Here is a 24,740-nt window from a genome sequence, read left to right as displayed (position 1 = left end):
GGCTGCCGGTCTTGACGAGGATTGGATCACAGGGTTGCCAGCCAGGCCATGAATGCGCTGCCGTGACTATCCCATAATAATTTAGCGCTCATCACCGCCGAAACCGTCACTACCATTGGGCGAATGAGCTTCTGACCGCGGCTCAGCACCAGTCTGGCGCCGAGGCGCGCGCCGATAAAGGCACCCAGCAGCATAATTACGCCAGTGCCCCACACCACCTTTCCGCCGAACATAAAGAACAGCAAGCTGCCGAAATTCGAGGTGAAATTTAGGATTTTGGCGTGGGCAGTGGCTTTCGCCAGATTGAAGCCGCACAGGGTAACGAAAGCCAGCGCGTAGAAAGAACCCGCGCCCGGGCCAAAGAAGCCGTCGTAGAAACCGACGCAGCCGCCGCCCACCAGCGCATAGGGCAAACCGTGCAGACGACGTTCGCGATCCGCTTCCCCCAAACGCGGCATCAGCAGGAACCACAAACCGATGCAGATCAGTAGCAAAGGCAAGATTTGCCGCAAAACGTCCGCTTGCAGATGCTGAATCAGGATGGTGCCGCCGATTGCGCCAAGAAACGTCATGGCGATATTCAGCCACTGCTCATTTAGCTTCACCGCACCGCGACGAATGAAATAGAGGCTGGCGGAGAAGGAACCGCCGACCGATTGCAGCTTATTGGTGGCTAACGCCTGAGCGGGTGAGAGCCCGGCCGCCAGCAAAGAGGGTACGGTGAGCAAGCCGCCGCCTCCGGCAATCGAGTCGATGAATGCCGCCAGCATTGCCACAAAAAACAGCACGCCGATGACCAGCGGGCTGACAACAAAAAGATCCATCAACCATCTTCCTAAATAATCTCGATAATTCAAGCTGCAGGAAGGCGGCAAGCTCGTTCATCCCCGGGAGCTTACATTAGTAAGTGACTGGGGTGGACGAGCGCAGCCAACGCACCTGCGGGTTGAAGAATCGAGGTTATAACAAATGTTTATCTAATAAAGCCTGACATGACGGCGGTAGCGGCGGCGGCGTTTTCTTCACCGGCGGCGTGCTGCCAGGTTTTTTCGGCAGGAACCAGCTGTCCAGCTCGGCACCACAGCCATCACCTGGCGGCTGCGGGGCCTGCTCCTGGCACTCAAGGCTGCCTGCTGGGCAACGCAGACGCACGTGCATATGTGCGCGATGGGCAAACCACGGACGCACTTTATTCAGCCACGCACGATCGCTACCGGCATCAGCACAAAGCTGTCTTTTAATCGCCGGATTAACGAAAATACGCGTCACTTCATCATCTTTCGCTGCCAGCTTAATCAAGCTATCAATTTGTGGCTGCCAATGGCGTGCGATCACCTGCTTATCGTCCGCAGAGACCAAATCAAGCGGCTGCGGCTTCAGCAGTTGCTGCGCACTCCAGCGCGTTTTTGGCAGTTGCAGCCAGATATCTACATCCAGACCGGTTTGATGGCTGGCGTGGCCGCTGCTAAAACGGCCGCCTGCCGCCATGCCCATATCGCCAATCAGCACCTGACCCAGCTGCAGCTGATGAACCTGCGTACTGAGGCGCTGAATAAAGGCGATCAAGTCTGGATGGCCGAAGTAGCGGCGCTGATCCTGACGCATCACCTGATAATTTGGTGAGTTCAGCGGTAGCTGCTGCGCACCAACAATACAGCCGTTGGCGAAACCGCCAATCGACTGCGGGTTGCCGGCAATCGGCTGATGGATTTGCTGCCACGGCGTCGCGGCAACGGCCGCCGCACTGCACAACAGTGCGGCACAGGTGATGAACAGACGGCGCATCATCGGGCTTACCAGCGCGGAACGTTGCTGTTAACGTCACCGTTTTGCGCGCGCTGGCGCAGCAGGTGATCCATCAACACGATTGCCATCATCGCTTCGGCAATCGGTACGGCGCGGATGCCGACGCAAGGATCGTGGCGACCTTTAGTGATCATCTCCACTTCTTCGCCATCGCGCGTGATGGTATTGCCCGGAACGGTAATGCTTGAGGTCGGTTTCATCGCCAGATTAGCGCTGATGGTTTGGCCGCTGCTGATGCCACCCAGAATGCCGCCCGCATGGTTGCTCTGGAAACCGTTAGCGCGGATTTCATCGCGATGCTGGCTGCCACGCTGGTTGATCACCGCGAAACCGTCGCCGATCTCCACGCCTTTTACCGCATTGATGCTCATCAATGCATGCGCCAAATCCGCGTCCAGACGATCAAATACCGGCTCACCTAATCCCGGCGGCACGTTTTCAGCCAGCACGGTGACTTTGGCACCGATTGAATCGCCCTCTTTTTTCAGGCCGCGCATCAGTTCATCCAGCGCCTCCAGCTTTGAGGCATCCGGGCAGAAAAACGGGTTCTCTTCCACGATGCTCCAGTCTTTCAGCTCACAGGCTACGTCGCCAATCTGTGCCAGATAGCCGCGCACCACAATGCCGTGCTTCATCTGCAGATACTTCTTGGCAATCGCCCCCGCCGCCACGCGCATTGCGGTTTCACGCGCGGAAGAGCGCCCGCCGCCGCGATAGTCGCGCAGGCCATATTTCTGCTCGTAGGTGTAATCCGCATGGCCAGGACGGAACAGATCTTTGATTGCGCCGTAATCCTGCGAGCGCTGGTCAGTATTTTCAATCAGCAGGCCGATTGAGGTGCCGGTCGTCACGCCCTCAAACACGCCGGACAAAATTTTCACCTGATCCGGCTCGCGACGCTGGGTGGTATAGCGCGAGGTGCCGGGACGACGACGATCGAGATCGTGCTGAATATCGGCTTCGGTGAGCGGAATGCCGGGAGGCACACCGTCAACAATGCAGCCCAGCGCAATACCATGCGACTCGCCAAAAGTGGTTACGCGAAAAACTTGTCCGATGCTGTTTCCGGCCATGCTGATTCCTTGTTGCGATGTTGCGGGCGAGCGCTCGCCCTTTTATTTAGTCTTTATAGAATGAGAAATGGTGCTGTGCCGCTACGATTTGCTCACGCGTCAGCATAAATACGCCGTCACCGCCGTTATCAAACTCCAGCCAGGTAAACGGCACATCGGGATATTGATCGATCATGTGCACCATGCTGTTGCCGACTTCGCAAATTAGCACGCCCTGCTCGCTGAGATAATCTGGCGCACATGCCAAAATGCGGCGTACCAGCTTCAGGCCGTCGCTGCCGGCGGCAAGGCCGAGCTCCGGCTCGTGGCGATATTCATTCGGCAGATCGTCCATATCCTCCGCATCCACATACGGCGGATTGGTGACGATCAAATCGTATTTCACCGGCGGCAAGTTGCGGAACAGATCGGCGCGAATTGGCGTAACGTGGTTCAGCAAGCCATGTTCTTCAATGTTCTGCTCGGCAACGGCCAGCGCGTCAGTGGAGATATCCACCGCATCGACTTCCGCTTCCGGGAAAGCATAGGCGCAGGCTATCGCGATGCAGCCGCTGCCGGTGCACATATCAAGAATGTGATTAGGCGAATCGCCGATCAAACCGGCAAAGCGGTTTTCGATCAGTTCACCAATCGGTGAACGCGGAACCAGCACGCGCTCATCCACGTAGAACTCGTGGCCGCAGAACCAGGCTTTATTGGTGAGATAAGCCACCGGAATGCGTTCATTGACGCGGCGAATAACGCGCTCAACGATGCGATGACGCTCGCTGGCGGTCAGACGTGCATGGCGCATATCTTCAGGAATATCCAGCGGCAACCATAGCGTTGGCAGAACCAGTTGGACTGCTTCGTCCCAGGGATTATCCGTGCCGTGGCCGTACCAAATTCCTGCCGCCGAAAAACGGCTGACTGCCCAGCGCAGCATGTCCTGAATGGTGTGCAGTTCGTTCACTGCCTCATCGACGAATATCTTGTCCACGTAGCCCTCCGCAGGCCATAAAATCAATCGGCCGATAGTGTGCCACGAAGCCGGGCAGAATTCAGCGCGGCGAGGTGAAAAAGCTGACATTTGTTAACGCTTGCGGTTAAGGTATGTCACCGACTGTTCACCCGTCTTTTCTAAATCAATCACAAAGCCATGAGTAAGAAAACGCCGCTAAGCCAGGACGATCAGGAGATGTTCCGCCAATTGATGAGTGGAACGCGCAAGCTGAAACAGGACACCATCGTGCACAAGCCGGTGGTGAAAACACGTGAAGTGCCGCTGAAACGTCTGATTTCAGAACAGGCGGATAACAGCCATTATTTCTCTGATGAGTTTCAGCCGCTGCTCTCCAGTGAAGGACCGGTTCGCTATGTGCGTGCGGATGTTAGCCACTACGAGCAGAAGAAATTACGCCGTGGCGATTACACGCCGGAGATTTTTCTCGATCTCCACGGGCTAACTCAGGTGCAAGCCAAACAGGAACTTGGTGCCTTAATCGCTGCCTGTCGTCGTGAGCATCTGTTCTGCGCCAGCGTGATGACTGGCCACGGCAAACATATCCTCAAGCAGCAAACGCCTCTGTGGCTCGCGCAACATCCGCATGTGATGGCGTTTCATCAGGCACCGAAAATGTTCGGCGGCGACGCGGCGCTGCTGGTGCTGATTGAAGTAGAAGAGTGGCAACCGCCTGAACTGCCGTAATGGCTGCGGTAGATAAGGATAGGGCCGCGATTGCGGCCCACAGAGATTAAATGGCTTTGGCCAATTTTGACGGGCTAACCTGCCACTCCAGCTTGCCTTCGCTGGCATCTGCATCAAAGTTTACACAGGCTATCGCAGAGGTGGCGAACATGGGCGGCGCTTCCTGCGGGCAAAGTTCAGAGACCAAATATCCCACCAGCGGCAGGTGAGAAATCACCAGCGCCGACTTAACGCCTTTTTGCGCCAGCGCCTGCAGATAACAGGCCACCATGCCTGGATCGCCACCCGGCGTCAGTTCTGGCAGCACGTCCTGCCCTACCGGTAACTTCAGGGTTTCGCGTACCGTTGCGAGCGTTTGCTCGGCGCGCAAATAAGGACTCACTAATACCCGATCAATTTCTGGCGTTTTGCCATTGAGCCAGCTTGCCATCTGACGCGATTCGTCACAGCCACAAAGGGTGAGAGGACGAACGGAATCACTCGCTGCTTCCAGAGCTGCATCGCCATGACGCATGATAAAAACTTGCATAAAGCACCGCTGTTGTTTGTCGATATCGCCCGGTACCACAGCACCAGACGCTTCATTCTGCGAATGAACGGTGTGTTTTACCCCAATGGCTTCAGTATAGTCAACCGGTTGTTTATTAAATAAGCATATCTCAGAATGGTGCCGCGCTAGCCGTTGCGCGGCCACCATACTAACCCGCTGAATCTGTACGCCTATTCAAGATTGTGCAGAAGTGTAAAAATTCATTTTCTCTTCTGACAATGCGACCAGCGCCTCACTCGGCGTGAAACGATCGCCATGTTGCTGCATTAACGACCTTAATGCTTTGACGATATCGCCAATGCCGCGCTGATCCATATAGCGGAACGGCCCGCCCAGGAAGGGCGGAAAGCCGATACCAAATACGGCCGCGATATCGCCATCGCGCGCATTACGGATCACCGCCTCATCAAGACAACGTGCAGCCTCGTTCAGCATCATCAACACACAGCGTTCCGCAATCTGCGTTTCACTCTGTTTCGCCTGCGGTTTGACATGCAAAAGTGCGTAAATCGCTGCATCAGCTTGGCGTTTACCGGGCCAGCGTGAGCGCTGATAGTGATAGAAGCCCCGGTTGTTCTTCCGCCCTTTTCGCCCATCGGCCAGAATCGCGCTTGCGGCCTTGGGGGCACTAAAGCGCGACCCGTAAGCCTGCTCAAGAATCGGGCTGATTTTGCTGCCAACATCAATTCCCACTTCATCCAGCAGCTGGAGTGGCCCGACCGGGAATCCAAATTTTACCAGCGCACGATCGATATGCTCGATCGGTTCGCCTTCCTGCAAACAGCGCAGCGCTTCATTTATATAGGGTGCAAGAATACGGTTGACGTAAAAGCCGGGACGGTCAGCGACCACCACCGCCGTTTTACCCTGCTGACGCGCCAGCTGTACTGTGGTCGCCAGCGTTTGGGCCGAGGTATTGGCATGCGGAATCACCTCAACCAGCGGCATTTTGTCCACCGGGCTGAAGAAATGCAGGCCAATCACATTCTCCGGTCGCTGCGCGTTGGCAGCGATATCGCCAATCGGTAACGATGAGGTGTTGGAAGCAAAAATCGTATGCGGCTGGCAATGGCTTTCAATTTCGCTAACCATCTGCTGCTTCAGCGCCAGATCCTCAAAGACCGCTTCAATCACCAGATCGCGCTGGCTAAAGCCCTGATAATCGGTACCGCCGCTGATGCGAGCCATTTGCTGCTGACGCTCAGCCGCCTTCAGCTGACGTCGCTTCACCTTTTTACTCAGCAGCTCCCAGCTGTACTGCAATGCGTGGTTTACCCCCGCAAGATTGATGTCTTTGATGCGTACCGGCAAACCGGCCTTGAGCGCCGTCACGCTGGCAATGCCACCGCCCATCAAACCACCGCCGAGCACGCCAATCTGCTTTAGCTCGCGTGGTTCGGCACTCGCCATCGCTTCTTTCTTTAAAGCGGTTGAGGCAAAGAACAGGCTGCGCAGCGCCGCCGATTCTGGCGTCATCGCCAGTTGGCCAAAGGCGCGCGCTTCTGCCTCATGCCCGGCGCTGCTGCCCTGCTCAAGGCCAATGCGCACCACCTGTAAAATACGGTCAGCGGCAGGATAGTTGCCCTGAGTTTTATTGTTGGTCTGACGTTGCGCCAGCGCAAAGAGGATATGACGCGCAACCGGACCTTGCAGCAACCGATCGCGACGCGATAATGCTCTGCGCGCGCCTTTTCCTTTATGTACACGCGCAATTGCCGTTTCCAGCAGAATTGACTGTGGCACGGCATCATCAACAATACCGAGTTTGAGCGCCTGCCTGGCGCGCAGTTGCTTGCCGGTAAGGATCAGCGGCAGCGCCTGCTGTACGCCAATCAGTCGGGGCAGACGCTGCGTTCCACCAGAACCGGGCAATAATCCAAGCTGCACTTCCGGCAGGCCGAGGCGCGTTTTATCATCAAGTGTACAGATGCGTGCATCGCAGGCCAGCGCCAGCTCTAATCCACCGCCCAGACAGGCGCCGTGGATCGCCGCCACCACCGGAAACGGTAGCGCGGCAATCATCGCCATCACATCCTGGCCCTGCTTTGCCAGCGCTTCAGCTTCTTCAGCGGTTTGGCATTGGGCGATCATGCTGATATCCGCACCGGCAACAAAGTTGTCGCGCTTTCCGGAAATCAACACCAACCCCGCCAGCTGTTTGTGGCTACGCGCTTCATCCAGCACCGCTTTAATTTGCGGTACAAATTCCGCTTTCAGCGTGTTCATCTTCTCGCCTGGCACGTCGATGGTAATCACACCAACATGGTCGAGACGCATCTGTAAATGAAAGGCAGATTCGCTCATTATTCAGCCTCCAGAACCATTGCGGTGCCCAACCCACCCGCCGCACAGGCGGTGACTAAACCTAACCCGCCACCGCGCCGCCGCAGTTCCTGCAGCGTTTGCGTGATCATACGCGCACCGGTAGCGGCAAACGGATGACCATAAGCAATTGAGCCGCCGAGTACGTTAAACCGCTCCTCATTCACCTCGCCTAATGCGTGAGGACGATTCAGCACCTCACGCGCAAAGCGTTCGTCACGGAACATTTTCAGGTTCGCCAGGGTTTGCGCCGCAAAAGCTTCATGCATATCAATTAGCGTGAGGTCGTTTAGCGTGATGCCGGCGCGATCCAGCGCCAGCGGCGAAGCATATGCCGGGCCGAGCAGCATATCCTGCCAGACATCAATAGCGGTAAAGGCATAGCTGCGCAGATAGCCGAGCGGTGTAATGCCCAATTCACGCGCGCGACCTTCACGCATGAGAATCACCGCCGCCGCGCCATCGGTTAACGGCGTGCTGTTGGCGGCCGTCACCGAGCCGTGGCGGCGATCAAATGCCGGGCGCAGTTTGGCGTAATCCGCTGCGCTCGCGTTAAAACGAATATTATTGTCCTGCTCGATCGGGGCTTTCCACGGCGGTACAAAGGCGGGCATGACTTCCTGCGTTAACACGCCCGATTGCCAGGCGCGTGCCGCGTGCTGATGCGAACGCAGCGCTAACGCATCCTGCTGCTCACGCGTGATGCCGTGCGATTTCGCCATCTGTTCGGCAGTATCGCCCATACGCAGCCCGGTAGAGTACTCCGCCACTGCCGGTGGTACCGGCAAGAGATCGCGTGGACGTAAGCGGCGCAAGATAGTGAGCTTCTGGCTGAAACTGCGCGCTTTGTTGAGATCGACTAACGCGCGCGCCAGGGTTTTACTCACGCCAATCGGCAGCACCGAGGAAGAGTCGGCACCTCCGGCAATGCCCGCATCGATTGTGCCAGCCATCAAGCTTTCCGCCACGTTAGCCACCGCCTGAAAACTGGTGGCGCAGGCACGGCTCACGCTGTAAGCATCGGTGTGCACGCCCAATCCGCTGCTCAGGACAATTTCACGCGCAATGTTCGGCGCTTCCGGCATCTGCACCACCTGGCCAAACACCAGCTGGTCGATGATTTCCACCGGTAACTCGCTGCGCGCCATCAGTTCACTCACCACCATGCGCCCTAATTCAAGCGCAGGAATGCCATGGAAATCCGTCGCCTGACGGGCAAAAGGGGTACGTAATCCGTGGGTTATGGCGATACGTTCGCCCTGACGCGTCAGCAGCGGCTGCGCTTTGCTCATTGCAATCACCTGTAATTTTCGACCAGGGCATCATTGCCAAACAGGTCTGACCTGATCATCAGTGTTAACTAAGTGTTGCTAAGTCGCCAATAACTAGAGGGAAAAAGTGCGAGGGAATACACGAAAATGAGTTAAGGCTGCCGAAGGGGATTCCGGCAGCGACGGGATTAGCGTAAGCCGAGCTGGAAGATCAGGGTTTCCGCCTGGCAGGCAAAAGTGAAGTCGACGCTCAAACGCACCGCGTCACCCTCTTCCGTAAACTCAGCACGAATATCGCAGGGATCGGATTCCACCTGACGCGCTTTTTCAGTCAAATGCGTGAGCATCGCATCAGCTGCATGACGATCGGCAAACACACCAGACCAACTTGCGGTGCAATCGGTATTATCCATCACGGTGCCAACATCTACACAGCAGCAGGCAGCCGTTTCGTTAGCACTACATTTATTAATGGCAGCAGTCATTATTCTCTCCTGACGATAAATCAACACAATCGGATCATTTTCTGCAGCAAAGTCTACGCCTACAGCCTTTTCACATCTATCATCAAGTCGCTAAGTGACGAATATCACACTAAAAATTGATCCAAAACAAAATTGACCGTTATGCTGAGGTTGAACCGCTAAGTTTTTGTTAAGCAGATCTGATTTTATCGATCAAATCAGAAATATTTAAAAAACAATATTGCAACAAATACACAGGTCGGACCTATACTCGTCGCACTGGTCTGATATGTCGTTTTGCCGTCAGTCCCTACAATTCGCCGCTCTTTGTTACGCGACGTAACAACGTTTAATAATAAATTTAGATGAGGTTGTGGTCATGAACCATAAAAACCTGTTTGCAAAGTCAGCTGTGGCAGCTGCAGTAACGCTCGTCTGTTCCCATGTTTACGCCGCAGGCTTTCAGCTTAATGAATTTTCAGCAATTGGTTTAGGTCGTGCTTATTCAGGTGAAGGCGCAATGGGCGATACCGCCGCATCTGCCAGCCGAAACCCAGCCACCATGGCGCTGATGGATCGTCCCTCTTTCTCCATCGGCGCGGTTTATATTGATCCCGAAGTCGATATTAGCGGTCAAAGTCCGTTGTCTGGTCGCAGCCTTGATGCGAAGAATATTGCGCCAAACCAGTGGATCCCGAATATTCACTACGTGCACCCGATTAACGATCAATGGTGGATTGGCGCCTCTGCAACCTCTAATTATGGCCTGGCAACTGAATTTAACGATGGTTATACCGCGGGCGGCTACGGCGGTAAAACCGACTTGATGACCGGCAACTTTAATATCAGCACCGCTTATCGACTGAATGAACACTTTAGCTTTGGTGTCGGTTTTGATGCGGTATATGCCAAAGCAAAAATTGAGCGTTATGCCGGTGAAGCCGGTGCATTGGCAGGACTGCCAGCGGATACTCAGGTTGCGCATTTAAAAGGTGATGAATGGGGCTACGGCTGGAACGCCGGTATTCTGTACGAAGTGGATAAAAATAACCGCTTTGGCTTTACCTATCGCTCAGAAGTAAAAGTCGACTTTGACGGTGACTATAAGAGCAACATCCCTTCCGCCTACAATGGCACGCCACAGGCGCTGGCTTTAGGTCTGCCGTATGGTACAAACGGTACCACTATCCCGGGTGCCTTGACCTTGAATCTGCCAGAGATGTGGGAAGTCTCCGGTTGGCATAAAGTTGCGCCGCAGTGGGCTGTGCATTATAGCCTGGCATACACCAGCTGGAGTCAGTTCCAGGAGCTGAAAGCCACCGGCAGCAATGGCCAGACGCTGTTCTATAAGGATGAAGGCTTCCACGATGCCTATCGAATTGCGTTGGGTACCACTTACTTCTATGACGATAACTGGACCTTCCGTACCGGTATCGCCTTTGATGACAGCCCGGTTCCTGCCGACAAGCGTTCCATCTCCATCCCCGATCAGGATCGTCTGTGGCTGAGCGCCGGTGCCTCTTACGCGTTCAATGAAGATGCGTCAGTCGATGTAGGCGTTTCCTACATGCACGGACAGAAAGTCACCGTAGAGGAAGGCCCTTACACCTTTAACTCTGAAGGTAAAGCCTGGCTTTACGGCGCGAGCTTTAACTATAAGTTCTGATGTCTCAAGAGATATGAAAAGGCGACTCATTGAGTCGCCTTTTTATTTATTGCGAGTCGATGTCTTTAAGATCGTCCTGAATCGCGCTGGCGTTCGGATTTTCTTCTGGCTTCAGCTTACCGCCGTTGGCAATAAAGTCATGGCGCTGGAAGTAAGCATTGCGAATGAAGGCGTAGGGATCTTGTTGCTGACGCAATATCGCATCAGAATCCAACAGCTGCGCACGCGTTTCAATACCTTCAAGCGTCCATTTCCCGACGGAGAGCGGCCAGCTCAGCCAGCTCAACACGGGATAGAGCGTATCGACGAAGTCACCACCATCTTCACGAACAGTGAAGCTGCCATAGGCCGGCAATTCAACGTACGGGCCGTAACCCACGCCGTAGCGTCCTAAGGTGCTACCAAAGCGATGCGGCACTTCACGTGCCAGCTCTGGGTTGGCTTTACCAGCCACGTCAATAAATCCACCCAGCCCTAACACGGTGTTAAGGAAGAAGCGGGTAAAGTGAATGCCCGCCTGACGCGGTTCCCCGACCAAAATGGCGTTGACCATGCTGGCAGGCTCCTCGAGGTTACCGAGGACATTACTTATACCGCTGCGTGCCGGTACCGGCACGTAATCACGCCAGGCCACCGCAACCGGACGCAAAACATAAGGATCCAGCACGTTGTAGTTGAAGTTAAACATCGTGCGGTTAAAGCCTTCCAACGGATCGCTGCGTTGTGCAGGTTCCGTCGTGTCGGCCGGTTTTGAGCTGGCACAACCCACCAGCAGTAAACTGGCCAACGCCAAACCGGTCAGGCGGTTATTCATTCTTCTCTCCCTGTGCGGATCAGTAAGGTATCGCTTCAGGGCTGCTGTTGATTAATTTCCACAGCCAGTTGCTGATGACCATCCCAGGGTGTGACCGCGCTTAACCCAAACCAGTCACCAGACTGTGGATTAGCACTGCCGTCGCGCGAAATGCGCACCCTGACCTGCACCTGATGCTGCGCCGAAAGTAGGCGATCGGGCATCATGGCATTGCTGTCATCAAGCGTAAGCGATAACGGGAAGTGGCTCAGCGGTAACCGCTTCACAGCCACAGGCACCGGTGAAACACCGTCAGACACAGAAATATACATCACTCCGCCTTGCGGTAACATTTTTTCTGCCTGCGGCGTCAAACTCACCGTTAATGCCAGGCTGCTATTTTGCTGTCCTGCATCCGTTTTCGCTTGTTCAATGCTGCGTTCGATCATGGTGATGCGACGATCGCCTGGCGGTAACAGTTTCAACATCACCTGCCAGGCACCAATCGCCTCGTTATACTGCTGCTGCTCAAAGGCGTTAAACGCCAGCAGGCTCAAGGTACGCACATCGCTGTGATCGCGCTTGAGTAGCTCTTTGAGCATCAGACTGGCCTGACGATTATCCTGCGGATCGCTGGATCGCGTCAGCACTTCAGCGTAATCCTGCTGCAGCTCGAGATTGTCAGGTGCCAGCTGCAACGCATGCTCAAACGCCTGGCCCGCATCGGTCGCGTTATTCAGTACCATGCCCAGTCGCCCTAACATCGCCCAATCGTTAAGGTTGTTGGCATCACTTTGCAGTGCATTACGCAAGCCTAGCTGTAAGCGGGCCAACTCTTCCATCGTCAGCGGCTGCGCATTGGGATCCATCACGCGAACATGCAACACGGGATACGCCTGCTGCACGCTGACAAAGGCCGTCTGCTGGGCCAGGCCGCCGGTTTTCAGATACATACCCAGTGACACCACCAGCAGCATAATGACGCCCGGCAGCAATACCCAGCGGCTGCTGTGGTGAATATGAGCAGCATCCTGCTGTGGAATATCGGTTAATAGCGTTTGTTGTAGCTCGCGTACCATTTCCGGTCGCTCAGCCACAACGCCCTCTTCTTCATCCCGCTCCAGCTCGCGCAGACGCTGTTGATAGAAGTCGGTATTGAGGCGATCGCGGTCGCCCGTGCTGACTTCACGTTGACGCCAGCCTGCATACAGAAACAGTGCGATTGCTGCCAGCAACAAAATAATCAGGGTAATCCAGAATCCAGTCATTACGGCTTCCCGTCACGCTTGAGTAACGCCGCAAGGCGCTGTTGTTCATTTTCGTCCAGCTCGCTACGCGTTTTGCCGCGGCGATTACGCAGAACAATAATTGCGGCCCCTAATACCACGAACAGCGCCGGCCCCACCCATAAAATCAAGGTGGATGGCGTAACTGGCGGTTCGTAGGTCACGAAGTTGCCGTAGCGCGCCACCATGTAATCAATGATCTGCTGACGATTTTCGCCCTGCTTCATCAGCTCGTAGACCTTGAGGCGCATATCTGCGGCGATCATCGCGTTAGAGTCGGCAATGCTGTTGTTCTGGCATTTCGGGCAACGCAACGAGGCGGTGAGTTCGCGGTATTGCTCTTCCTGCTGTACCGAATCGAACTGATAAGTATCGATTGCCGCCCACAGGCTGGTACTGAGAACAATGCCCGCCACTAAAAGAAGCAGTCGTTTCATGCGCCCGCCTCCTGGTTATATTTGTCCCATAGCGGTTTCACTTCTTCGAGCCAAACGCGATCGTTCATGTCGCCCGCGTGGCGATAGCGAATAATACCTTTGCCGTCGATCAGGAAGGTTTCCGGCGCGCCGTAAACGCCCAGATCCAAGCCGAGCATGCCGTCGCCATCATAAAGACTCAGTGCATAAGGATTACCCAAGGTGTTCAACCAGGTCACCGCTTTGCTGCGATCGTCTTTATAGTTCAGGCCAACCACACGGATGCCTTTTTCCGCCAGCGTATTGAGGTATTGATGCTCCGCGCGGCAGGTTGGGCACCAGGTCGCCCAGACATTTAGCAGAATCGGCTTACCATCGGTCAGCACATGCTGGTCATAGATTTTACCTGGCTTATCGAGCGCTTCGAGTTTAAACACCGGCACAGGTTTGCCGATCAGCGCCGATTCGAGGCGCGTAGGATCATCGCCATTGGCGTTGCGCGACAGCTGCCAGAGCAGCGCCGCCGCCAGCAGTAAAAACAGGACTAGCGGGATAAAAAGGATTTTTTTGTTCATGCCAGCTCCTCGCGCTCTGCTTTTTTACGCGAGCGATAACGGGGATCGAACAGGCAGAACAGGCCGCCCACCGCCATAAACACGCCGCCGTACCAGATCCAGCGAACAAAAGGCTTGTAGTAGATACGTACTGCCCATGAACCGTCATCCAGCTCTTCACCGAGCGCCGCATAAAGATCGCGCGTGAAACCGCCGCTGATGGCCGCTTCGGTCATCATGGTGCGTGCCGCCGCGTAAAAGCGTTTTTCTGCCTGCATCACCGCTTCCGGCTTGCCGTTGCGCGTCACTTCAATGATGGCTTCACCACCGCTGTAGTTCGGGCCCTGCAGGTTGCGCACACCGTGGAAAGTAAAGTGATAGTTGTGGATGTCGACACTATCGCCGGCTTTCATACGCACATCACGCTCAACGCTGTATTGGGTGCTAAAAGCGATACCCACCACCGTGACCGCCACGCCAAGATGGCCCAGCACCATGCCCCAATGGCTGCGCGAGAGATGACGCAATCCTTTGAAGAAGGGGTGGCGATGCGTTGCGCGCTCGTGCAGCTCCATCAGCGTCAGCATGATCACCCAGATCGACATCAGCAGGCCGATGACCGTCATCGCTTCGATGCGATCCTGCAACAGCCACGGCAGTGCGATAGACAAAATCAGCGTTACCAGCAGACCAACGCCAAGACGTTTCCACAACTTCTGCGGCTGATCGCGGCGCCAGCGTACCAGCGGGCCAATGCCCAGCATCAGCGCAAACGGCGCCATCAGCCAGGTGAACATGGTATTAAAGAAAGGTTCGCCAACAGAGATACTGCCCAAGCCTAACTGTTTATGCACCAGCGGCAGAAGCGTACCCAGCAGCACCACCAGCATCGCCGCGATCAGTAGTACGTTGTTGCCTAACAGGAAGGATTCGCGCGACCAGGCTTCACTCTGCACGCGGCTGCGCACCTGGCCACCTTTTAACGCATATAGCAGCAGCGAGCTGCCAATCACAATCACCAGGAACGCGAGGATAAACATGCCGCGCGCCGGGTCAGAGGCGAATGAGTGCACTGAAACCAGCACGCCGGAACGCACAAGGAAGGTGCCAAGCAGGCTTAAAGAGAACGCAGTAATCGCCAGTAACACCGTCCACGACTTAAAGCTACCGCGCTTTTCGGTAACGGCCAGTGAATGCATCAGCGCCGTGCCGGCCAGCCACGGCATAAAGGAGGCGTTTTCTACCGGATCCCAGAACCACCAGCCGCCCCAGCCAAGCTCGTAATAGGCCCAGGCAGAACCGAGCACGATACCAATGGTTAAAAACACCCATGCGGCAGTGGTCCACGGACGTGACCAGCGCGCCCATGCGGTATCCAGGCGCCCCGCCATCAGTGAAGCAATGGCGAAAGCGAACGCGACTGAGAAACCAACATACCCCATATACAACAGGGGCGGATGGAAGATCAGCCCGATATCCTGCAACATCGGGTTGAGATCGCGTCCATCGATCGGGAAGTTCGGCAAGGTGCGCGTAAACGGATTCGAGGTAAGGATGATAAACAGCAGGAAGCCCAGATTAATCATGCCCATTACCGCCAGCACGCGCGCCAGCGCATCCTGCGGCATACCGCGGCTGAAAATCGCCACCGCTAAAGTCCAGGTGCTTAGCAACAATACCCACAACAACAGAGAACCTTCATGCGCCCCCCAGGTTGCTGCGATACGATAGTAAACCGGCAGCAGAGTATTGGAGTTGGTGGCGACATAGCCCACGGTAAAATCATTCACCACAAAGGCGTGCACGAGCACCAGGAATGAAGCCGCGACACAGATAAACAAACCCCACGTCAGCGGGCGAGCCATCGCCATTAAACGTGCATCCTGACGCGCCGCGCCCCAGAGCGGATAAACACTCAGCAGTAGCGCCAGGCCGAGCGCCAGACACAGCAAGAAGCTACCGATTTCCGGCATCATGATTGCGCTCCCGCCTGTTGATAAGCGGACGCGGGTCCGGTGTGATTCTTCTTCATCGCATCTTCAATTTCAGGTGGCGTATATTTTTCATCATGCTTCGCCAGCACTTCTTTGGCATTCACCAGGTTGCCCTCTTCCAGTACCCCCTGCGCGACCACGCCCTGCCCTTCGCGGAACAGGTCCGGCAAGATGCCTTCGTAACTGACATTCACCACGCCGTTGGCGTCATATAGTTTGAATGAGACGGCGAGGGTTTTCGCATCGCGCTTAACGCTACCAGGCATCACCATGCCACCAATGCGCAGGCGCTGGCCCGGCTCGGGCTTCTGATGATCTTCGCCCTTGCCGTAGAGAATTTCGCTCGGGGTATAAAACAGGTCGATGTTGGAACGCAGCGCGTACATTACCAGCGACGTTGCCAGGCCCAGCCCGATCAACACCGCTATCGCCACATACAGGCGATTACGACGACGGATATTCAAACGGATTCTCCTGCTTCATTGGCCGTTTTTTTCGATTTGGCGGCGCGAATGCGGCGCTCCCTGGATTGACGCTGGCGAATTTCTGCCAGCATTCGGCGGCGAAAGAGCACGGTGTGCAGCACCAGGCCGAAGAGTGGAATCAACGTGAGAATGACGGCCAGCCAGACGTAAAACGCATAGCCGCCCATGGCGAAGAAATCGCTGAGTGATGCGAAGGCTGGCGTCATGATTTGCTCCCTCCCTGCGCAACATCAATCGCCCACGGACGATGGCGCTCGGTAAAGAGGATCAGATTACGCAGGCGCATCAGCGTTAAGGCACCGAACACCAGCAAGTAACCAAGAATCGACCAGCGCAGCGGCGTACGCATACTGGGATCGATGGCCTGCTGGAGAATGCCCGATGAGCCCTGATGCAGGGTGTTCCACCACTGAACCGAGAAGTGAATGATCGGCAGATTGACCACACCAACCAGAATTAAAATCCCTGCGGCACGACCGGCAGTGCGGCGGTCGTCAAACGAGTGGTAGAGCGCGATGACACCCATATAAAGGAACAGCAATACCAGCTCAGATGTCAGGCGTGCATCCCAGATCCACCAGGTACCCCACATCGGTTTGCCCCAGGCGGAACCGGTGACCAACGCGATAAAGGTAAATACCGCGCCGATCGGCGCCATCGCGGCCGAGACCAGATCAGCCATCTTCATCTGCCACACCAGGCCGATAAAGGCCGCGATCGCCATTGACGCATATACGCCCATTGACCACATCGCAGCCGGCACGTGAATGTACATAATTCGGAAGCTGTTGCCCTGCTGATAATCCGCCGGAGCAAAGCCGAAGCCCCATATCCAACCGAGTAACAGCGTGCCAACACCCAGCACCGCGAACCAGGGAATCAAGCGACCGCATAGCTGGTAAAGCCGCTCAGGCTTTGCCCACTGGTGTAACCATTTCCACATTTTGCATTGCTCACAATAAAAAGAATTCAGATTTCGGCCGCTCTGGGGCGACACGAATTAATGCAGACTAATACGCAAGGCCGCAGCCGTCGCAAACGGCGACAAGGTTGCGCTCACGGCCAGCATTGCGCCCAGAATCGCCAGATAACCCCCGATCGGTAATCCCATGCTGGCCGCATCAATCGCTGCGCTGGCAAAAATCAAAACCGGTATCGATAACGGCAACACCAGCAGACTGAGTAACACCCCACCGCGTCGTAGTCCGACCGTCAATCCGGTGCCAATCGCACCCAGAAAGCTCAGCGTTGGGGTGCCAAGTAACAGCGTCAGCGCCATCGCGCGCCAGCCAGAGAAATCCAGCGAGAGTAATAAGGCGGCCAGCGGCGATAATAAAATTAAAGGCAGGCCGGTAATTAACCAGTGAGCAATCACTTTGCCCAGCACAGTAAGCGGCAGCGGCGTTGGCAGCAGGAGTAATTGCTCAAGCGAACCATCAAGAAAATCATCGCGGAACAGCCGCTCTAGCGCCAGCAGCGAGGCCAGTAAGGCAGCAACCCATGCTACGCCCGGCGCAATACGCGCCAGCTGTTGCGGCTCTGGTCCAATACCTAATGGAAACAGCGTGATAACAATCAGGAAAAACCACAGCGGATTAATTACCTCAGCGCCGCTGCGGAAGGCGATTTTTAATTCGCGCTGAATGACCCGGCCTAACATCAAGCCCACTCCGAAGTAAGGCGAATTTTACGCACGCGATCCCGATTACCGGGGAGATCCTGATGCGTGGTGAGAATCACCGCACCACCGTTATCGGCATGAGCAGCGAAACGCGCCATTAATTTTTCCACGCCACCTTTATCAATGGCGGTAAGCGGTTCGTCGAGGATCCACACCGATGCCGGGCTGAGCCACAGTCGGGCCAGTGCCACGCGTCGCTGCTGCCCTGCGGAGAGTTGCGCTACCGGCACCTCTTCAAACCCCAGTAAATCAACCTGTTCAAGGGCATCAAAGATCGCGTTTTCATTGCTGCTACCGTGCCAGAAATGCAGATTCTCTAATGGAGAAAGTACCGATTTCACGCCAGGATGATGGCCGATATACAGCAGGTTTTGTTGCCATATTTCGCGCTGCTGGCGGATTGGCTGTGTTTGCCACAGTACTTCACCTTCTTCCGCGCGGCTTAATCCGGCCAGCAAGCGCAGCAGTGACGTTTTGCCAGCCCCGTTCGGCCCTTCGATTTGCACAATGTCGCGCGGTTGCACCCGGAAGCTCAATCCGTGAAACAAGGTTCGCTCATCACGAACGCATGAGAGATTAATGACTTCGAGCATAAGAAGGGAGAATCACGGCAATGAATGAGGCGGGGATAATACCACAATGAATCTGTGGGCCGAAGCCTGTGAGCCCGTCACCCCTTACCCCAAATGAGGTATTCATGCGCATCAGATCAATGAATCGCTCAAAAATCCATCTCAGTTAAAACTTCGTTACTCTTATTTTGAATCTTCGTAACAAAATACCCTTGCTAAAACCAACTACGCTTATTACGCATTGGCATTATCACCAGGGGAAAACATGAAACATTCACCATCGATTTCAAACAGTGACAACGATGTAGAGAGTGATGAAAAAGATCAAGGTAAGGAGATTGAAGTCGAAGAAGATGCTCTGCCTTCGCAGGCCGCAGCGATTCATGAAGAGATTCGCCAGGATGGGGAAAAAGAGTTAGAACGCGATGGTATGGCGCTGCTGTGGTCTGCCGTGGCCGCGGGATTGTCGATGAGCGCATCCTTGATGGCAAAAGGCATTTTTCAGGTCCATTTGAAAGGCGTACCCGGCGCATTTTTACTGGAGAACCTGGGATATACCTTTGGTTTTGTCATCGTGATAATGGCGCGTCAGCAGCTGTTTACCGAGAATACCGTAACTGCCGTTTTACCCGTGATGCACAAACCCACCGGCAGCAACTTTGCTCTGCTGTTGCGCCTGTGGGGCGTGGTGCTGGTCGGCAATTTAATCGGTACCGCATTGGGCGCATTAGCCTTCAATCATATGCCGATTTTTGACGATGCTACCCGCCAGGCCTTTACCGCCATCAGCGAAAAAGTGATGGTAAACCCACCAAGCGAAATGTTCGCTAATGCGGTTATTTCCGGCTGGATTATCGCCACCATGGTATGGATGTTCCCCTATGCGGGCGCGGCAAAAATTGTGGTAATTGTCATGATGACCTGGCTGGTTGCGCTCGGAGACTTAGCGCATATCGTGGTGGGCTCCGTTGAGGTGCTGTATCTGGTGTTTGCCGGTACGCTGCCCTGGTATGAATTCTTTTGGCCTTTTGCGCTGCCCACGCTGCTCGGCAATATCACCGGCGGTACGCTTATTTTTGCTTTGATCAGCCATGCGCAGATTCGTAATGACATGAGTGAAGCGGCAAAAGCGAAAGCGCGTGCGGAACAGAAGCGGAAAAAGAAGCAAAAACAGGTGTGAGGTTGGCCTTATATTGTTGATAGATTGAGCGATCAACCTTCGCGTAGTTAAAATTAACCGCGTGGTGCGTTATACTGCGCGCCCGGCGTCTCCTTAGTTAAATGGATATAACGAGCCCCTCCTAAGGGCTAGTTGCAGGTTCGATTCCTGCAGGGGACACCAGTTAATTGCCGTTCTCCCTCTTAAATCAGCCCTCTCGCTACGGCAAGCGTTCATCCATCCGTGCTCATTATTCTCGCCACAACTCATTTTGTTTGCTGGTTAATCGCCTCAAGCCGATCGCTTTTAGTGCCCTATTAGCCCTGATCTTGCCGCCATGCCGAAGGCGTAACGCCATGCAGTTGACGGAAGCGGTTACTGAAGTGACTTGATGAGTGGAAACCGCATCGCAACGCGATTTCCGTTAGCGGTAGACGGCTAAATTTCAGCAGCTGCAAAGCGGCATCCATGCGGCGACGCATGACGTATTGATGCGGCGCTTCGCCGACGCTACTACGGAACATACGGGCAAAATGGTATTCGCTCAACGCAGCCTCAGAGGCTAATTGCGCCAGTGTTAAAGGTTGTTCGAGCTGCGCGTCGATATAAGCCATTATCCGTCGCAGTACCGCAGGGGCGAGGCCACCGCGCACCTGCGGCGTATGCCACTGCACATCACTGTAGCGCTGTAACAGATGCGTCATCAATAACGTTGAGGTACTGCTCAGCATCAACTGATTGGCTGGCTGCTGCCAGTCGGTGCTTAACAGAAAGTGGCGATAGAGCTGCGTGATGCGATCGTCAGCGGCAAATACCTTTTCATGCAAATTGAGTTGTGATGGGCTGCGATCCCAAATTTGCTCACCCAGATGGCGGAGATGCTCATCGGTACAGTAAAGATGAACAAAGGAGAGATCGGCACGGATATCCCACACCGATTCTACGCCGCCGGGCATCAGGCAAAAGCGATCTGGTCCACCGCCGTTGCGCCAGCCGTGCTGAGTTTTATGCCATGTTTCATAGCCGTCGGCGGTATACAAGCTCAGCGTATGGTGATTACTGAGGTTAGTGACGCGATCGCCGCTGTTAAACCATGCCGCCAGCTTGATACCGCTCGAAAGCTGTACGCTATCGCGCAGTTGCGCTTTATGCCGCTGTAACATGTTAAAGGTCTGATAATCGGCCATGGTTCACTATCGCTCGCAGTTGATTAGCGCACAGTGTACGGATCTCAGCAGACAGAGAACAGGCCATGGCAGGACAAGGAAAGAAAAAGCGCAAGATTTTGCAATTGTCTCGCAAAAGCGTGCAAGCCGACGATGAGCATTCGCGCCACACTGCGGGCCAGTTCTTGCCGGAGAGTTTGTGATGAATTTAATGTTGTATCTTGCCGTTGTGATGATTTGGGGCACTACCTGGATCGCCATTTTCTTGCAGCAGGAAGCGGCTAAAACGCCGGTATTGGTGGCGGTATTTTGGCGGTTTTTACTGGCTTCGCTGGTGATGTTGGCGATATTAAAACTGATGCGCCGCCTGCGCGCGCTCGATAAGCGCGATCACCTCTTTTGCCTGCTACAAGGCTGCTGTGTGTTTGGCTTTAACTTTGTCTGCTTCTACCATGCAGCGGCGTGGATTAGCAGCGGACTGGAGTCGGTCATCTTCTCGATGGCAGTACTTTACAACGCACTCAACAGCTGGATTTTCTTTCGTCAACGCCCTTCGTTTCGTCTACTGCCTGCCGCGGTTCTTGGCCTTGGCGGCATTGTCGCGCTGTTCTGGAATGATATTCAGGCTGCGCATCCCGCCCCGCAACTGTTGTGGGGTGTGGGTTTGAGTGCGCTTGGTACCCTTGGTTTCTCATTCGGAAATATGATTTCCCTGCGTCATCAGCGTCGGCAGCGTGATGTGCTCACCACCAACAGCTACGCCATGCTTTACGGCGCGTTGGTGATGGCTGCATTGGCATTACTTAACGGCAACTCGCTGGCTCCAGCGCTGAACGTCCAGTGGCTATCCGCCATGGGCTATCTGGCGATATTCGGGTCCGTGTTGGGATTTGGCGCTTACTTCACGCTGGTGGGTCGTATCGGTGCCAGCCAGGCAGCGTATAGCACGCTACTCTTCCCGTTAGTGGCGCTCACGCTCTCAACCCTTTATGAGGGGTATCATTGGCACAGTAATGCCATTGTAGGCTTAGTCATGATTTTGGCAGGCAATATGGTGATGTTTGTACGCTGGCCTACGCCGAGGCGCTTGCGCCCGGCATGAAAAACGAGAGCGGGCATTGCGCCCGCTCTTTTGTTCCTCTAGCGCCAGCCCTGAACGCCGATATTGAGCTGGTGAGGTTTAGTGATGGCTTTCCTGGCAATCCAGTAAAGCAGGACGCGTTCATCGTCTTTGTCGCGGTCGGCCATTGCCAGTAATTTCAGCGACAATGTGGATTTATTCACTGGTTGATGCTCATCGCTTAACTCGATCACCGCCTGACCGATAATGCAGCAAACCTCATCCTCGCTCGACGTGGATTCATATGCTCGGTCTTTCATATTTCCTCCTCTTGAATGAATTTTAAGCCTGGCAAACATCGCCAGCTTTGCAGGCAATATAGCGCCAAAGATACACCTGCTTACACATGGTTACCCGCAGCAATCGCTACGCTTGAAATGACATCACGATTTGTCAACGCAATGTCATTCATACCCGTTTCGCTGCATTTCATTCCCTTGTCTTGTCTCTTCGCGCCAATGCCCACCCCGCACGCGCGAAGGCACTTTATTATCGCCTCAGATTCCGCATTCTCGAATGAGAGACAAAAATGAAAACAGCAACCAACGCGAATTACCAACGTACTCGCATACTTACTCTAATCGGCACCATTATCACTCAGTTCGCTTTGGGCTCGGTTTACACCTGGAGCCTGTTTAACGGTCAGCTGGCACAGAAACTGGATGCGCCTATCAGCCAGGTGGCCTTCTCGTTCGGATTGCTCAGTCTTGGCCTGGCAATCGCATCATCACTGGCCGGGAAGTTGCAAGAACGTTTTGGCGTGCGCAACGTAACCATCGGCGCAGGTATTCTCATGGCGGTAGGGTTCTGGCTGACAGCTCATGCCGACAATCTGATGATGCTGTACCTCAGCGCCGGTATCCTGGTTGGACTCGCAGATGGTGCCGGTTATTTGATGACACTATCAAACTGCGTGAAATGGTTCCCTGAGCGCAAAGGACTGATTTCTGCCTGCTCTATTGGTGCATACGGATTAGGAAGTCTTGGTTTCAAATTTATTTGCGGTGCGCTGCTCAGCACTCAAGGCCTCGAAAACACCTTCATGATTTGGGGTGTCCTGGCCATGAGTATGATCATTTTCGGTGCGCTGATGATGCGTGATGCGCCCATGCAGAAAAGTGGTGGCAACGCGCTGCTTGAGGCAAAAGATTATACCCTCGCACAGTCGATGCGCTTACCGCAGTATTGGATGCTGGCGCTGATGTTCCTGACGGCTTGCATGAGCGGTTTGTACGTCATTGGCGTGGCGAAAGATATCGGCGAAGGCATGGTGCATCTTAGCGCGCAGACAGCAGCGAATGCGGTGACGGTGATTGCAATAGCCAATCTCAGTGGTCGTCTTATTCTTGGTGTGCTTTCGGACAAAATGGCGCGTATTCGTGTGATTACGCTCGCGCAGATTGTCTCCCTGGCAGGTATGAGTATTCTGCTGTTCACTCACATGAATGAAACCACCTTCTTCCTGTCATTAGCCTGCGTCGCCTTTAGCTTTGGCGGTACCATCACCGTATTCCCGTCACTGGTGAGCGATTTCTTTGGGCTCAATAACCTGACCAAGAACTATGGCTTAATCTACCTCGGCTTCGGTATCGGCAGCGTACTGGGTTCTTTGGTCGCCTCTGCGTTCGGTGGTTTTACCGTCACCTTCAGCCTGATTATGACCTTGCTGGTGATTTCACTGGTGCTGTCGCTCAGCATCCGTCTGCCAAATCGTCAAACCGTGGCAGAACCTTTATTGAATAATTAACCCTATCGGACTGCCGCTTTATTCGGCGGCAGTCATTCTCTTCACCATTTATCCACAATACACTTTTATTAAGACCCTCAATTATTCACCCTTGCCTTTCGGAATAATCGCGTTATTATTATCAGGCATTCGGTCTATTCCGATTGGTTTATTTTAGCGTCCGCCATTTTTAGCATTTAATTGACACACTCCGTAATACATCCAGTAATAACTCTACATTTCCTGCATCTTCACTCCACTATTCCACTGTAATCTGGCGTCATTGGAACAGAGGAGGACTCTCCATGAAAAAGCTCATTAAGATTGCGTCAGTGGTAGCCATTATGACGATGTTAAGTGGCTGTATTATCGATCACGGTCGCGGCGGCCCTGGCTGGGGCCATAACGGAGGTGGAGGCTGGCATCATGGGCACGGCGGTTATGGACACCGCAGATAGTTGGGCAAAGCACACACAGCAAATAATAAGAAAATGAAAAGGGCGGGAATTATCCCGCCCTATTTTTTTAGCTTTTTACCGCATAATTGCATTGATACCAGGCTTTCTTTAATCCGGGCAAATGGCTTTTTTGCGCAGGCAATGATTCCACTTTGTCAAAACCCCGCTGACTACAATAATTTGCCAGGTCAATTTCCATGGCATCTTTATTAAGCTTTTGCGGATCGTAGCGATACTGTACGGTATTTGAGCTGATATCTTCATCCACGCGCTCAAATCCTCCCGGCTTGCTGACACTGCACCCGGCCAACATAAAAAGCGCCAAAGCGCTAACAAACACTTTTTTCATTAGGATGTCCTCTCAAGCGTCGCAGTCTAAAATGCAACGCCGCGCTCATCTATAGGAGTAAAGCGCGAAATGTCTGGTTACTGCGAAGTTTTTGCCAATCAAATCAATAAAACCAAACGGTTTTGCTTATCACACCACAGGT

The 24,740-nt window shown here is 54.3% G+C and carries 27 protein-coding genes and 1 tRNA gene; 7 read left to right on the top strand and 21 right to left on the bottom strand.

All coding sequences use genetic code 11. From position 1 onward, the window contains the following. Positions 1-26 precede the first annotated feature (26 nt). From AAGR08_RS05095 to prmB, 4 genes are all read right to left on the bottom strand, one after another. Complete coding sequence (locus AAGR08_RS05095) at positions 27-824, bottom strand: sulfite exporter TauE/SafE family protein (protein WP_097096559.1); 798 nt, start codon at positions 822-824, stop codon at positions 27-29. A 136-nt stretch (positions 825-960) separates the two neighbouring features. After that, a complete protein-coding gene (gene mepA, locus AAGR08_RS05090) occupies positions 961-1,785 on the bottom strand; it encodes a penicillin-insensitive murein endopeptidase (protein WP_097097673.1) in 825 nt (274 codons plus the stop codon). An 8-nt stretch (positions 1,786-1,793) separates the two neighbouring features. Next, positions 1,794-2,879, bottom strand: a complete 1,086-nt coding sequence (gene aroC, locus AAGR08_RS05085; protein WP_345828872.1) for a chorismate synthase — start codon at positions 2,877-2,879, stop codon at positions 1,794-1,796. Positions 2,880-2,925: 46 nt separating this feature from the next. Then, positions 2,926-3,858: a 50S ribosomal protein L3 N(5)-glutamine methyltransferase gene (prmB, locus tag AAGR08_RS05080; protein ID WP_097096557.1), complete on the bottom strand. Its 933-nt coding sequence runs from the start codon at positions 3,856-3,858 to the stop codon at positions 2,926-2,928. 159 nt (positions 3,859-4,017) lie between these two features. On the opposite strand from prmB, the gene smrB reads away from it, so the two are divergent. Then, on the top strand, positions 4,018-4,566 hold the full coding sequence (smrB, locus tag AAGR08_RS05075; RefSeq protein WP_097096556.1) for an endonuclease SmrB: 549 nt from the start codon (positions 4,018-4,020) through the stop codon (positions 4,564-4,566). 46 nt (positions 4,567-4,612) lie between these two features. On the opposite strand, the gene sixA is transcribed toward smrB, so the two are convergent. The 4 genes from sixA to AAGR08_RS05055 all read right to left on the bottom strand — a co-directional run bounded on the left by sixA (position 4,613) and on the right by AAGR08_RS05055 (position 9,194). Then, positions 4,613-5,095 (bottom strand): phosphohistidine phosphatase SixA, encoded by a 483-nt coding sequence (sixA, locus tag AAGR08_RS05070; protein ID WP_097097672.1) that lies wholly within the window; start codon positions 5,093-5,095, stop codon positions 4,613-4,615. Between the two features lie 195 nt (positions 5,096-5,290). Then, positions 5,291-7,420, bottom strand: coding sequence for a fatty acid oxidation complex subunit alpha FadJ (fadJ, locus tag AAGR08_RS05065; protein ID WP_345828870.1), 2,130 nt, complete (start codon positions 7,418-7,420; stop codon positions 5,291-5,293). After that, entirely contained in the window at positions 7,420-8,730 is a 1,311-nt protein-coding gene (fadI, locus tag AAGR08_RS05060; RefSeq protein ID WP_345828868.1) for an acetyl-CoA C-acyltransferase FadI, read from the bottom strand. The genes fadJ and fadI overlap by 1 nt, the downstream gene beginning before the upstream one ends. A gap of 167 nt (positions 8,731-8,897) precedes the next feature. Next, positions 8,898-9,194, bottom strand: a complete 297-nt coding sequence (locus AAGR08_RS05055; protein WP_097096553.1) for a YfcZ/YiiS family protein — start codon at positions 9,192-9,194, stop codon at positions 8,898-8,900. Positions 9,195-9,552: 358 nt separating this feature from the next. Here AAGR08_RS05055 and fadL point away from each other — a divergent pair, with 358 nt between their 5' ends. After that, positions 9,553-10,839, top strand: coding sequence for a long-chain fatty acid transporter FadL (gene fadL, locus AAGR08_RS05050; RefSeq protein ID WP_097096552.1), 1,287 nt, complete (start codon positions 9,553-9,555; stop codon positions 10,837-10,839). 46 nt (positions 10,840-10,885) lie between these two features. Here the strand turns inward: fadL and mlaA are convergent, their stop codons facing one another. From mlaA to ccmA, 10 genes are read right to left on the bottom strand one after another with little or no spacing between them, the layout of a single operon-like run. Next, positions 10,886-11,653, bottom strand: coding sequence for a phospholipid-binding lipoprotein MlaA (mlaA, locus tag AAGR08_RS05045; RefSeq protein ID WP_097096551.1), 768 nt, complete (start codon positions 11,651-11,653; stop codon positions 10,886-10,888). A 35-nt stretch (positions 11,654-11,688) separates the two neighbouring features. Next, positions 11,689-12,900: a c-type cytochrome biogenesis protein CcmI gene (ccmI, locus tag AAGR08_RS05040; protein ID WP_345828865.1), complete on the bottom strand. Its 1,212-nt coding sequence runs from the start codon at positions 12,898-12,900 to the stop codon at positions 11,689-11,691. Beyond that, entirely contained in the window at positions 12,900-13,355 is a 456-nt protein-coding gene (locus AAGR08_RS05035; protein ID WP_345828863.1) for a cytochrome c-type biogenesis protein, read from the bottom strand. Before AAGR08_RS05035 ends, ccmI begins: the two co-directional genes overlap by 1 nt. Further along, a complete protein-coding gene (locus AAGR08_RS05030; RefSeq protein WP_097096548.1) occupies positions 13,352-13,909 on the bottom strand; it encodes a DsbE family thiol:disulfide interchange protein in 558 nt (185 codons plus the stop codon). The genes AAGR08_RS05035 and AAGR08_RS05030 overlap by 4 nt, the downstream gene beginning before the upstream one ends. Beyond that, positions 13,906-15,864 carry a heme lyase CcmF/NrfE family subunit gene (locus tag AAGR08_RS05025; RefSeq protein WP_345828861.1) on the bottom strand — a complete coding sequence of 653 codons (1,959 nt, stop codon included), beginning with the start codon at positions 15,862-15,864 and terminating at the stop codon, positions 13,906-13,908. The genes AAGR08_RS05030 and AAGR08_RS05025 overlap by 4 nt, the downstream gene beginning before the upstream one ends. Continuing rightward, on the bottom strand, positions 15,861-16,346 hold the full coding sequence (gene ccmE, locus AAGR08_RS05020) for a cytochrome c maturation protein CcmE (RefSeq protein ID WP_097096546.1): 486 nt from the start codon (positions 16,344-16,346) through the stop codon (positions 15,861-15,863). The genes AAGR08_RS05025 and ccmE overlap by 4 nt, the downstream gene beginning before the upstream one ends. Further along, positions 16,343-16,573 carry a heme exporter protein CcmD gene (gene ccmD, locus AAGR08_RS05015; RefSeq protein ID WP_345828859.1) on the bottom strand — a complete coding sequence of 77 codons (231 nt, stop codon included), beginning with the start codon at positions 16,571-16,573 and terminating at the stop codon, positions 16,343-16,345. Before ccmD ends, ccmE begins: the two co-directional genes overlap by 4 nt. Next, positions 16,570-17,310, bottom strand: coding sequence for a heme ABC transporter permease (locus AAGR08_RS05010; RefSeq protein ID WP_345828857.1), 741 nt, complete (start codon positions 17,308-17,310; stop codon positions 16,570-16,572). The genes ccmD and AAGR08_RS05010 overlap by 4 nt, the downstream gene beginning before the upstream one ends. Positions 17,311-17,367: 57 nt before the next feature. Continuing rightward, positions 17,368-18,027 (bottom strand): heme exporter protein CcmB, encoded by a 660-nt coding sequence (ccmB, locus tag AAGR08_RS05005; protein WP_097096543.1) that lies wholly within the window; start codon positions 18,025-18,027, stop codon positions 17,368-17,370. Then, on the bottom strand, positions 18,027-18,641 hold the full coding sequence (gene ccmA / locus AAGR08_RS05000; RefSeq protein WP_345828856.1) for a cytochrome c biogenesis heme-transporting ATPase CcmA: 615 nt from the start codon (positions 18,639-18,641) through the stop codon (positions 18,027-18,029). The genes ccmB and ccmA overlap by 1 nt, the downstream gene beginning before the upstream one ends. A 244-nt stretch (positions 18,642-18,885) precedes the next feature. Here ccmA and AAGR08_RS04995 point away from each other — a divergent pair, with 244 nt between their 5' ends. Then, complete coding sequence (locus tag AAGR08_RS04995; RefSeq protein ID WP_345828854.1) at positions 18,886-19,800, top strand: formate/nitrite transporter family protein; 915 nt, start codon at positions 18,886-18,888, stop codon at positions 19,798-19,800. An 87-nt stretch (positions 19,801-19,887) separates the two neighbouring features. Further along, positions 19,888-19,962, top strand: a tRNA-Arg gene (locus tag AAGR08_RS04990). A 134-nt stretch (positions 19,963-20,096) separates the two neighbouring features. Here AAGR08_RS04990 and AAGR08_RS04985 read toward each other — a convergent pair. Beyond that, a complete protein-coding gene (locus AAGR08_RS04985) occupies positions 20,097-20,966 on the bottom strand; it encodes an AraC family transcriptional regulator (protein WP_345828852.1) in 870 nt (289 codons plus the stop codon). A gap of 181 nt (positions 20,967-21,147) precedes the next feature. Between AAGR08_RS04985 and AAGR08_RS04980 the strand changes: the two genes are divergently transcribed. Then, a complete protein-coding gene (locus AAGR08_RS04980; RefSeq protein WP_345828850.1) occupies positions 21,148-22,047 on the top strand; it encodes an EamA family transporter in 900 nt (299 codons plus the stop codon). Positions 22,048-22,085: 38 nt separating this feature from the next. Here AAGR08_RS04980 and AAGR08_RS04975 read toward each other — a convergent pair whose 3' ends face one another. Beyond that, positions 22,086-22,325, bottom strand: a complete 240-nt coding sequence (locus tag AAGR08_RS04975; protein WP_097096538.1) for a hypothetical protein — start codon at positions 22,323-22,325, stop codon at positions 22,086-22,088. 269 nt (positions 22,326-22,594) lie between these two features. On the opposite strand from AAGR08_RS04975, the gene AAGR08_RS04970 reads away from it, so the two are divergent. After that, positions 22,595-23,812, top strand: a complete 1,218-nt coding sequence (locus AAGR08_RS04970; RefSeq protein ID WP_345828849.1) for an MFS transporter — start codon at positions 22,595-22,597, stop codon at positions 23,810-23,812. A gap of 284 nt (positions 23,813-24,096) precedes the next feature. Beyond that, complete coding sequence (locus AAGR08_RS04965) at positions 24,097-24,249, top strand: hypothetical protein (RefSeq protein WP_176519157.1); 153 nt, start codon at positions 24,097-24,099, stop codon at positions 24,247-24,249. Between the two features lie 67 nt (positions 24,250-24,316). Here AAGR08_RS04965 and AAGR08_RS04960 read toward each other — a convergent pair whose 3' ends face one another. Beyond that, the gene (locus AAGR08_RS04960; protein WP_097096536.1) at positions 24,317-24,598 is read right to left on the bottom strand and encodes a membrane lipoprotein lipid attachment site-containing protein; all 282 of its coding nucleotides are present in this window, start codon (positions 24,596-24,598) and stop codon (positions 24,317-24,319) included. Positions 24,599-24,740: the final 142 nt, after the last annotated feature.

It is taken from the genome of Pantoea sp. BRR-3P (genome assembly GCF_039621635.1).
In the GTDB taxonomy this organism is placed as follows: domain Bacteria; phylum Pseudomonadota; class Gammaproteobacteria; order Enterobacterales; family Enterobacteriaceae; genus Pantoea; species Pantoea floridensis.
The sequence above is the reverse complement of the archived record's forward strand: the minus strand, read 5'-3'. Positions and strand labels throughout refer to the sequence as shown.

Excerpts from the sequence above, each read along its gene's own strand:
- AAGR08_RS04985 (WP_345828852.1), bottom strand. The coding sequence starts at position 20,966 with ATGGCCGATTATCAGACCTTTAACATGTTACAGCGGCATAAAGCGCAA.
- smrB (WP_097096556.1), top strand. The coding sequence starts at position 4,018 with ATGAGTAAGAAAACGCCGCTAAGCCAGGACGATCAGGAGATGTTCCGC.
- ccmB (WP_097096543.1), bottom strand. The coding sequence starts at position 18,027 with ATGTTAGGCCGGGTCATTCAGCGCGAATTAAAAATCGCCTTCCGCAGC.
- ccmA (WP_345828856.1), bottom strand. The coding sequence starts at position 18,641 with ATGCTCGAAGTCATTAATCTCTCATGCGTTCGTGATGAGCGAACCTTG.
- mlaA (WP_097096551.1), bottom strand. The coding sequence starts at position 11,653 with ATGAATAACCGCCTGACCGGTTTGGCGTTGGCCAGTTTACTGCTGGTG.
- ccmI (WP_345828865.1), bottom strand. The coding sequence starts at position 12,900 with ATGACTGGATTCTGGATTACCCTGATTATTTTGTTGCTGGCAGCAATC.
- aroC (WP_345828872.1), bottom strand. The coding sequence starts at position 2,879 with ATGGCCGGAAACAGCATCGGACAAGTTTTTCGCGTAACCACTTTTGGC.
- AAGR08_RS04975 (WP_097096538.1), bottom strand. The coding sequence starts at position 22,325 with ATGAAAGACCGAGCATATGAATCCACGTCGAGCGAGGATGAGGTTTGC.
- fadL (WP_097096552.1), top strand. The coding sequence starts at position 9,553 with ATGAACCATAAAAACCTGTTTGCAAAGTCAGCTGTGGCAGCTGCAGTA.
- AAGR08_RS04970 (WP_345828849.1), top strand. The coding sequence starts at position 22,595 with ATGAAAACAGCAACCAACGCGAATTACCAACGTACTCGCATACTTACT.
- mepA (WP_097097673.1), bottom strand. The coding sequence starts at position 1,785 with ATGCGCCGTCTGTTCATCACCTGTGCCGCACTGTTGTGCAGTGCGGCG.
- fadI (WP_345828868.1), bottom strand. The coding sequence starts at position 8,730 with ATGAGCAAAGCGCAGCCGCTGCTGACGCGTCAGGGCGAACGTATCGCC.
- AAGR08_RS04995 (WP_345828854.1), top strand. The coding sequence starts at position 18,886 with ATGAAACATTCACCATCGATTTCAAACAGTGACAACGATGTAGAGAGT.
- AAGR08_RS04960 (WP_097096536.1), bottom strand. The coding sequence starts at position 24,598 with ATGAAAAAAGTGTTTGTTAGCGCTTTGGCGCTTTTTATGTTGGCCGGG.
- AAGR08_RS04980 (WP_345828850.1), top strand. The coding sequence starts at position 21,148 with ATGAATTTAATGTTGTATCTTGCCGTTGTGATGATTTGGGGCACTACC.
- AAGR08_RS05055 (WP_097096553.1), bottom strand. The coding sequence starts at position 9,194 with ATGACTGCTGCCATTAATAAATGTAGTGCTAACGAAACGGCTGCCTGC.
- AAGR08_RS05010 (WP_345828857.1), bottom strand. The coding sequence starts at position 17,310 with ATGTGGAAATGGTTACACCAGTGGGCAAAGCCTGAGCGGCTTTACCAG.
- ccmD (WP_345828859.1), bottom strand. The coding sequence starts at position 16,573 with ATGACGCCAGCCTTCGCATCACTCAGCGATTTCTTCGCCATGGGCGGC.
- AAGR08_RS04965 (WP_176519157.1), top strand. The coding sequence starts at position 24,097 with ATGAAAAAGCTCATTAAGATTGCGTCAGTGGTAGCCATTATGACGATG.
- sixA (WP_097097672.1), bottom strand. The coding sequence starts at position 5,095 with ATGCAAGTTTTTATCATGCGTCATGGCGATGCAGCTCTGGAAGCAGCG.
- AAGR08_RS05035 (WP_345828863.1), bottom strand. The coding sequence starts at position 13,355 with ATGAAACGACTGCTTCTTTTAGTGGCGGGCATTGTTCTCAGTACCAGC.
- AAGR08_RS05095 (WP_097096559.1), bottom strand. The coding sequence starts at position 824 with ATGGATCTTTTTGTTGTCAGCCCGCTGGTCATCGGCGTGCTGTTTTTT.
- AAGR08_RS05030 (WP_097096548.1), bottom strand. The coding sequence starts at position 13,909 with ATGAACAAAAAAATCCTTTTTATCCCGCTAGTCCTGTTTTTACTGCTG.
- AAGR08_RS05025 (WP_345828861.1), bottom strand. The coding sequence starts at position 15,864 with ATGATGCCGGAAATCGGTAGCTTCTTGCTGTGTCTGGCGCTCGGCCTG.
- fadJ (WP_345828870.1), bottom strand. The coding sequence starts at position 7,420 with ATGAGCGAATCTGCCTTTCATTTACAGATGCGTCTCGACCATGTTGGT.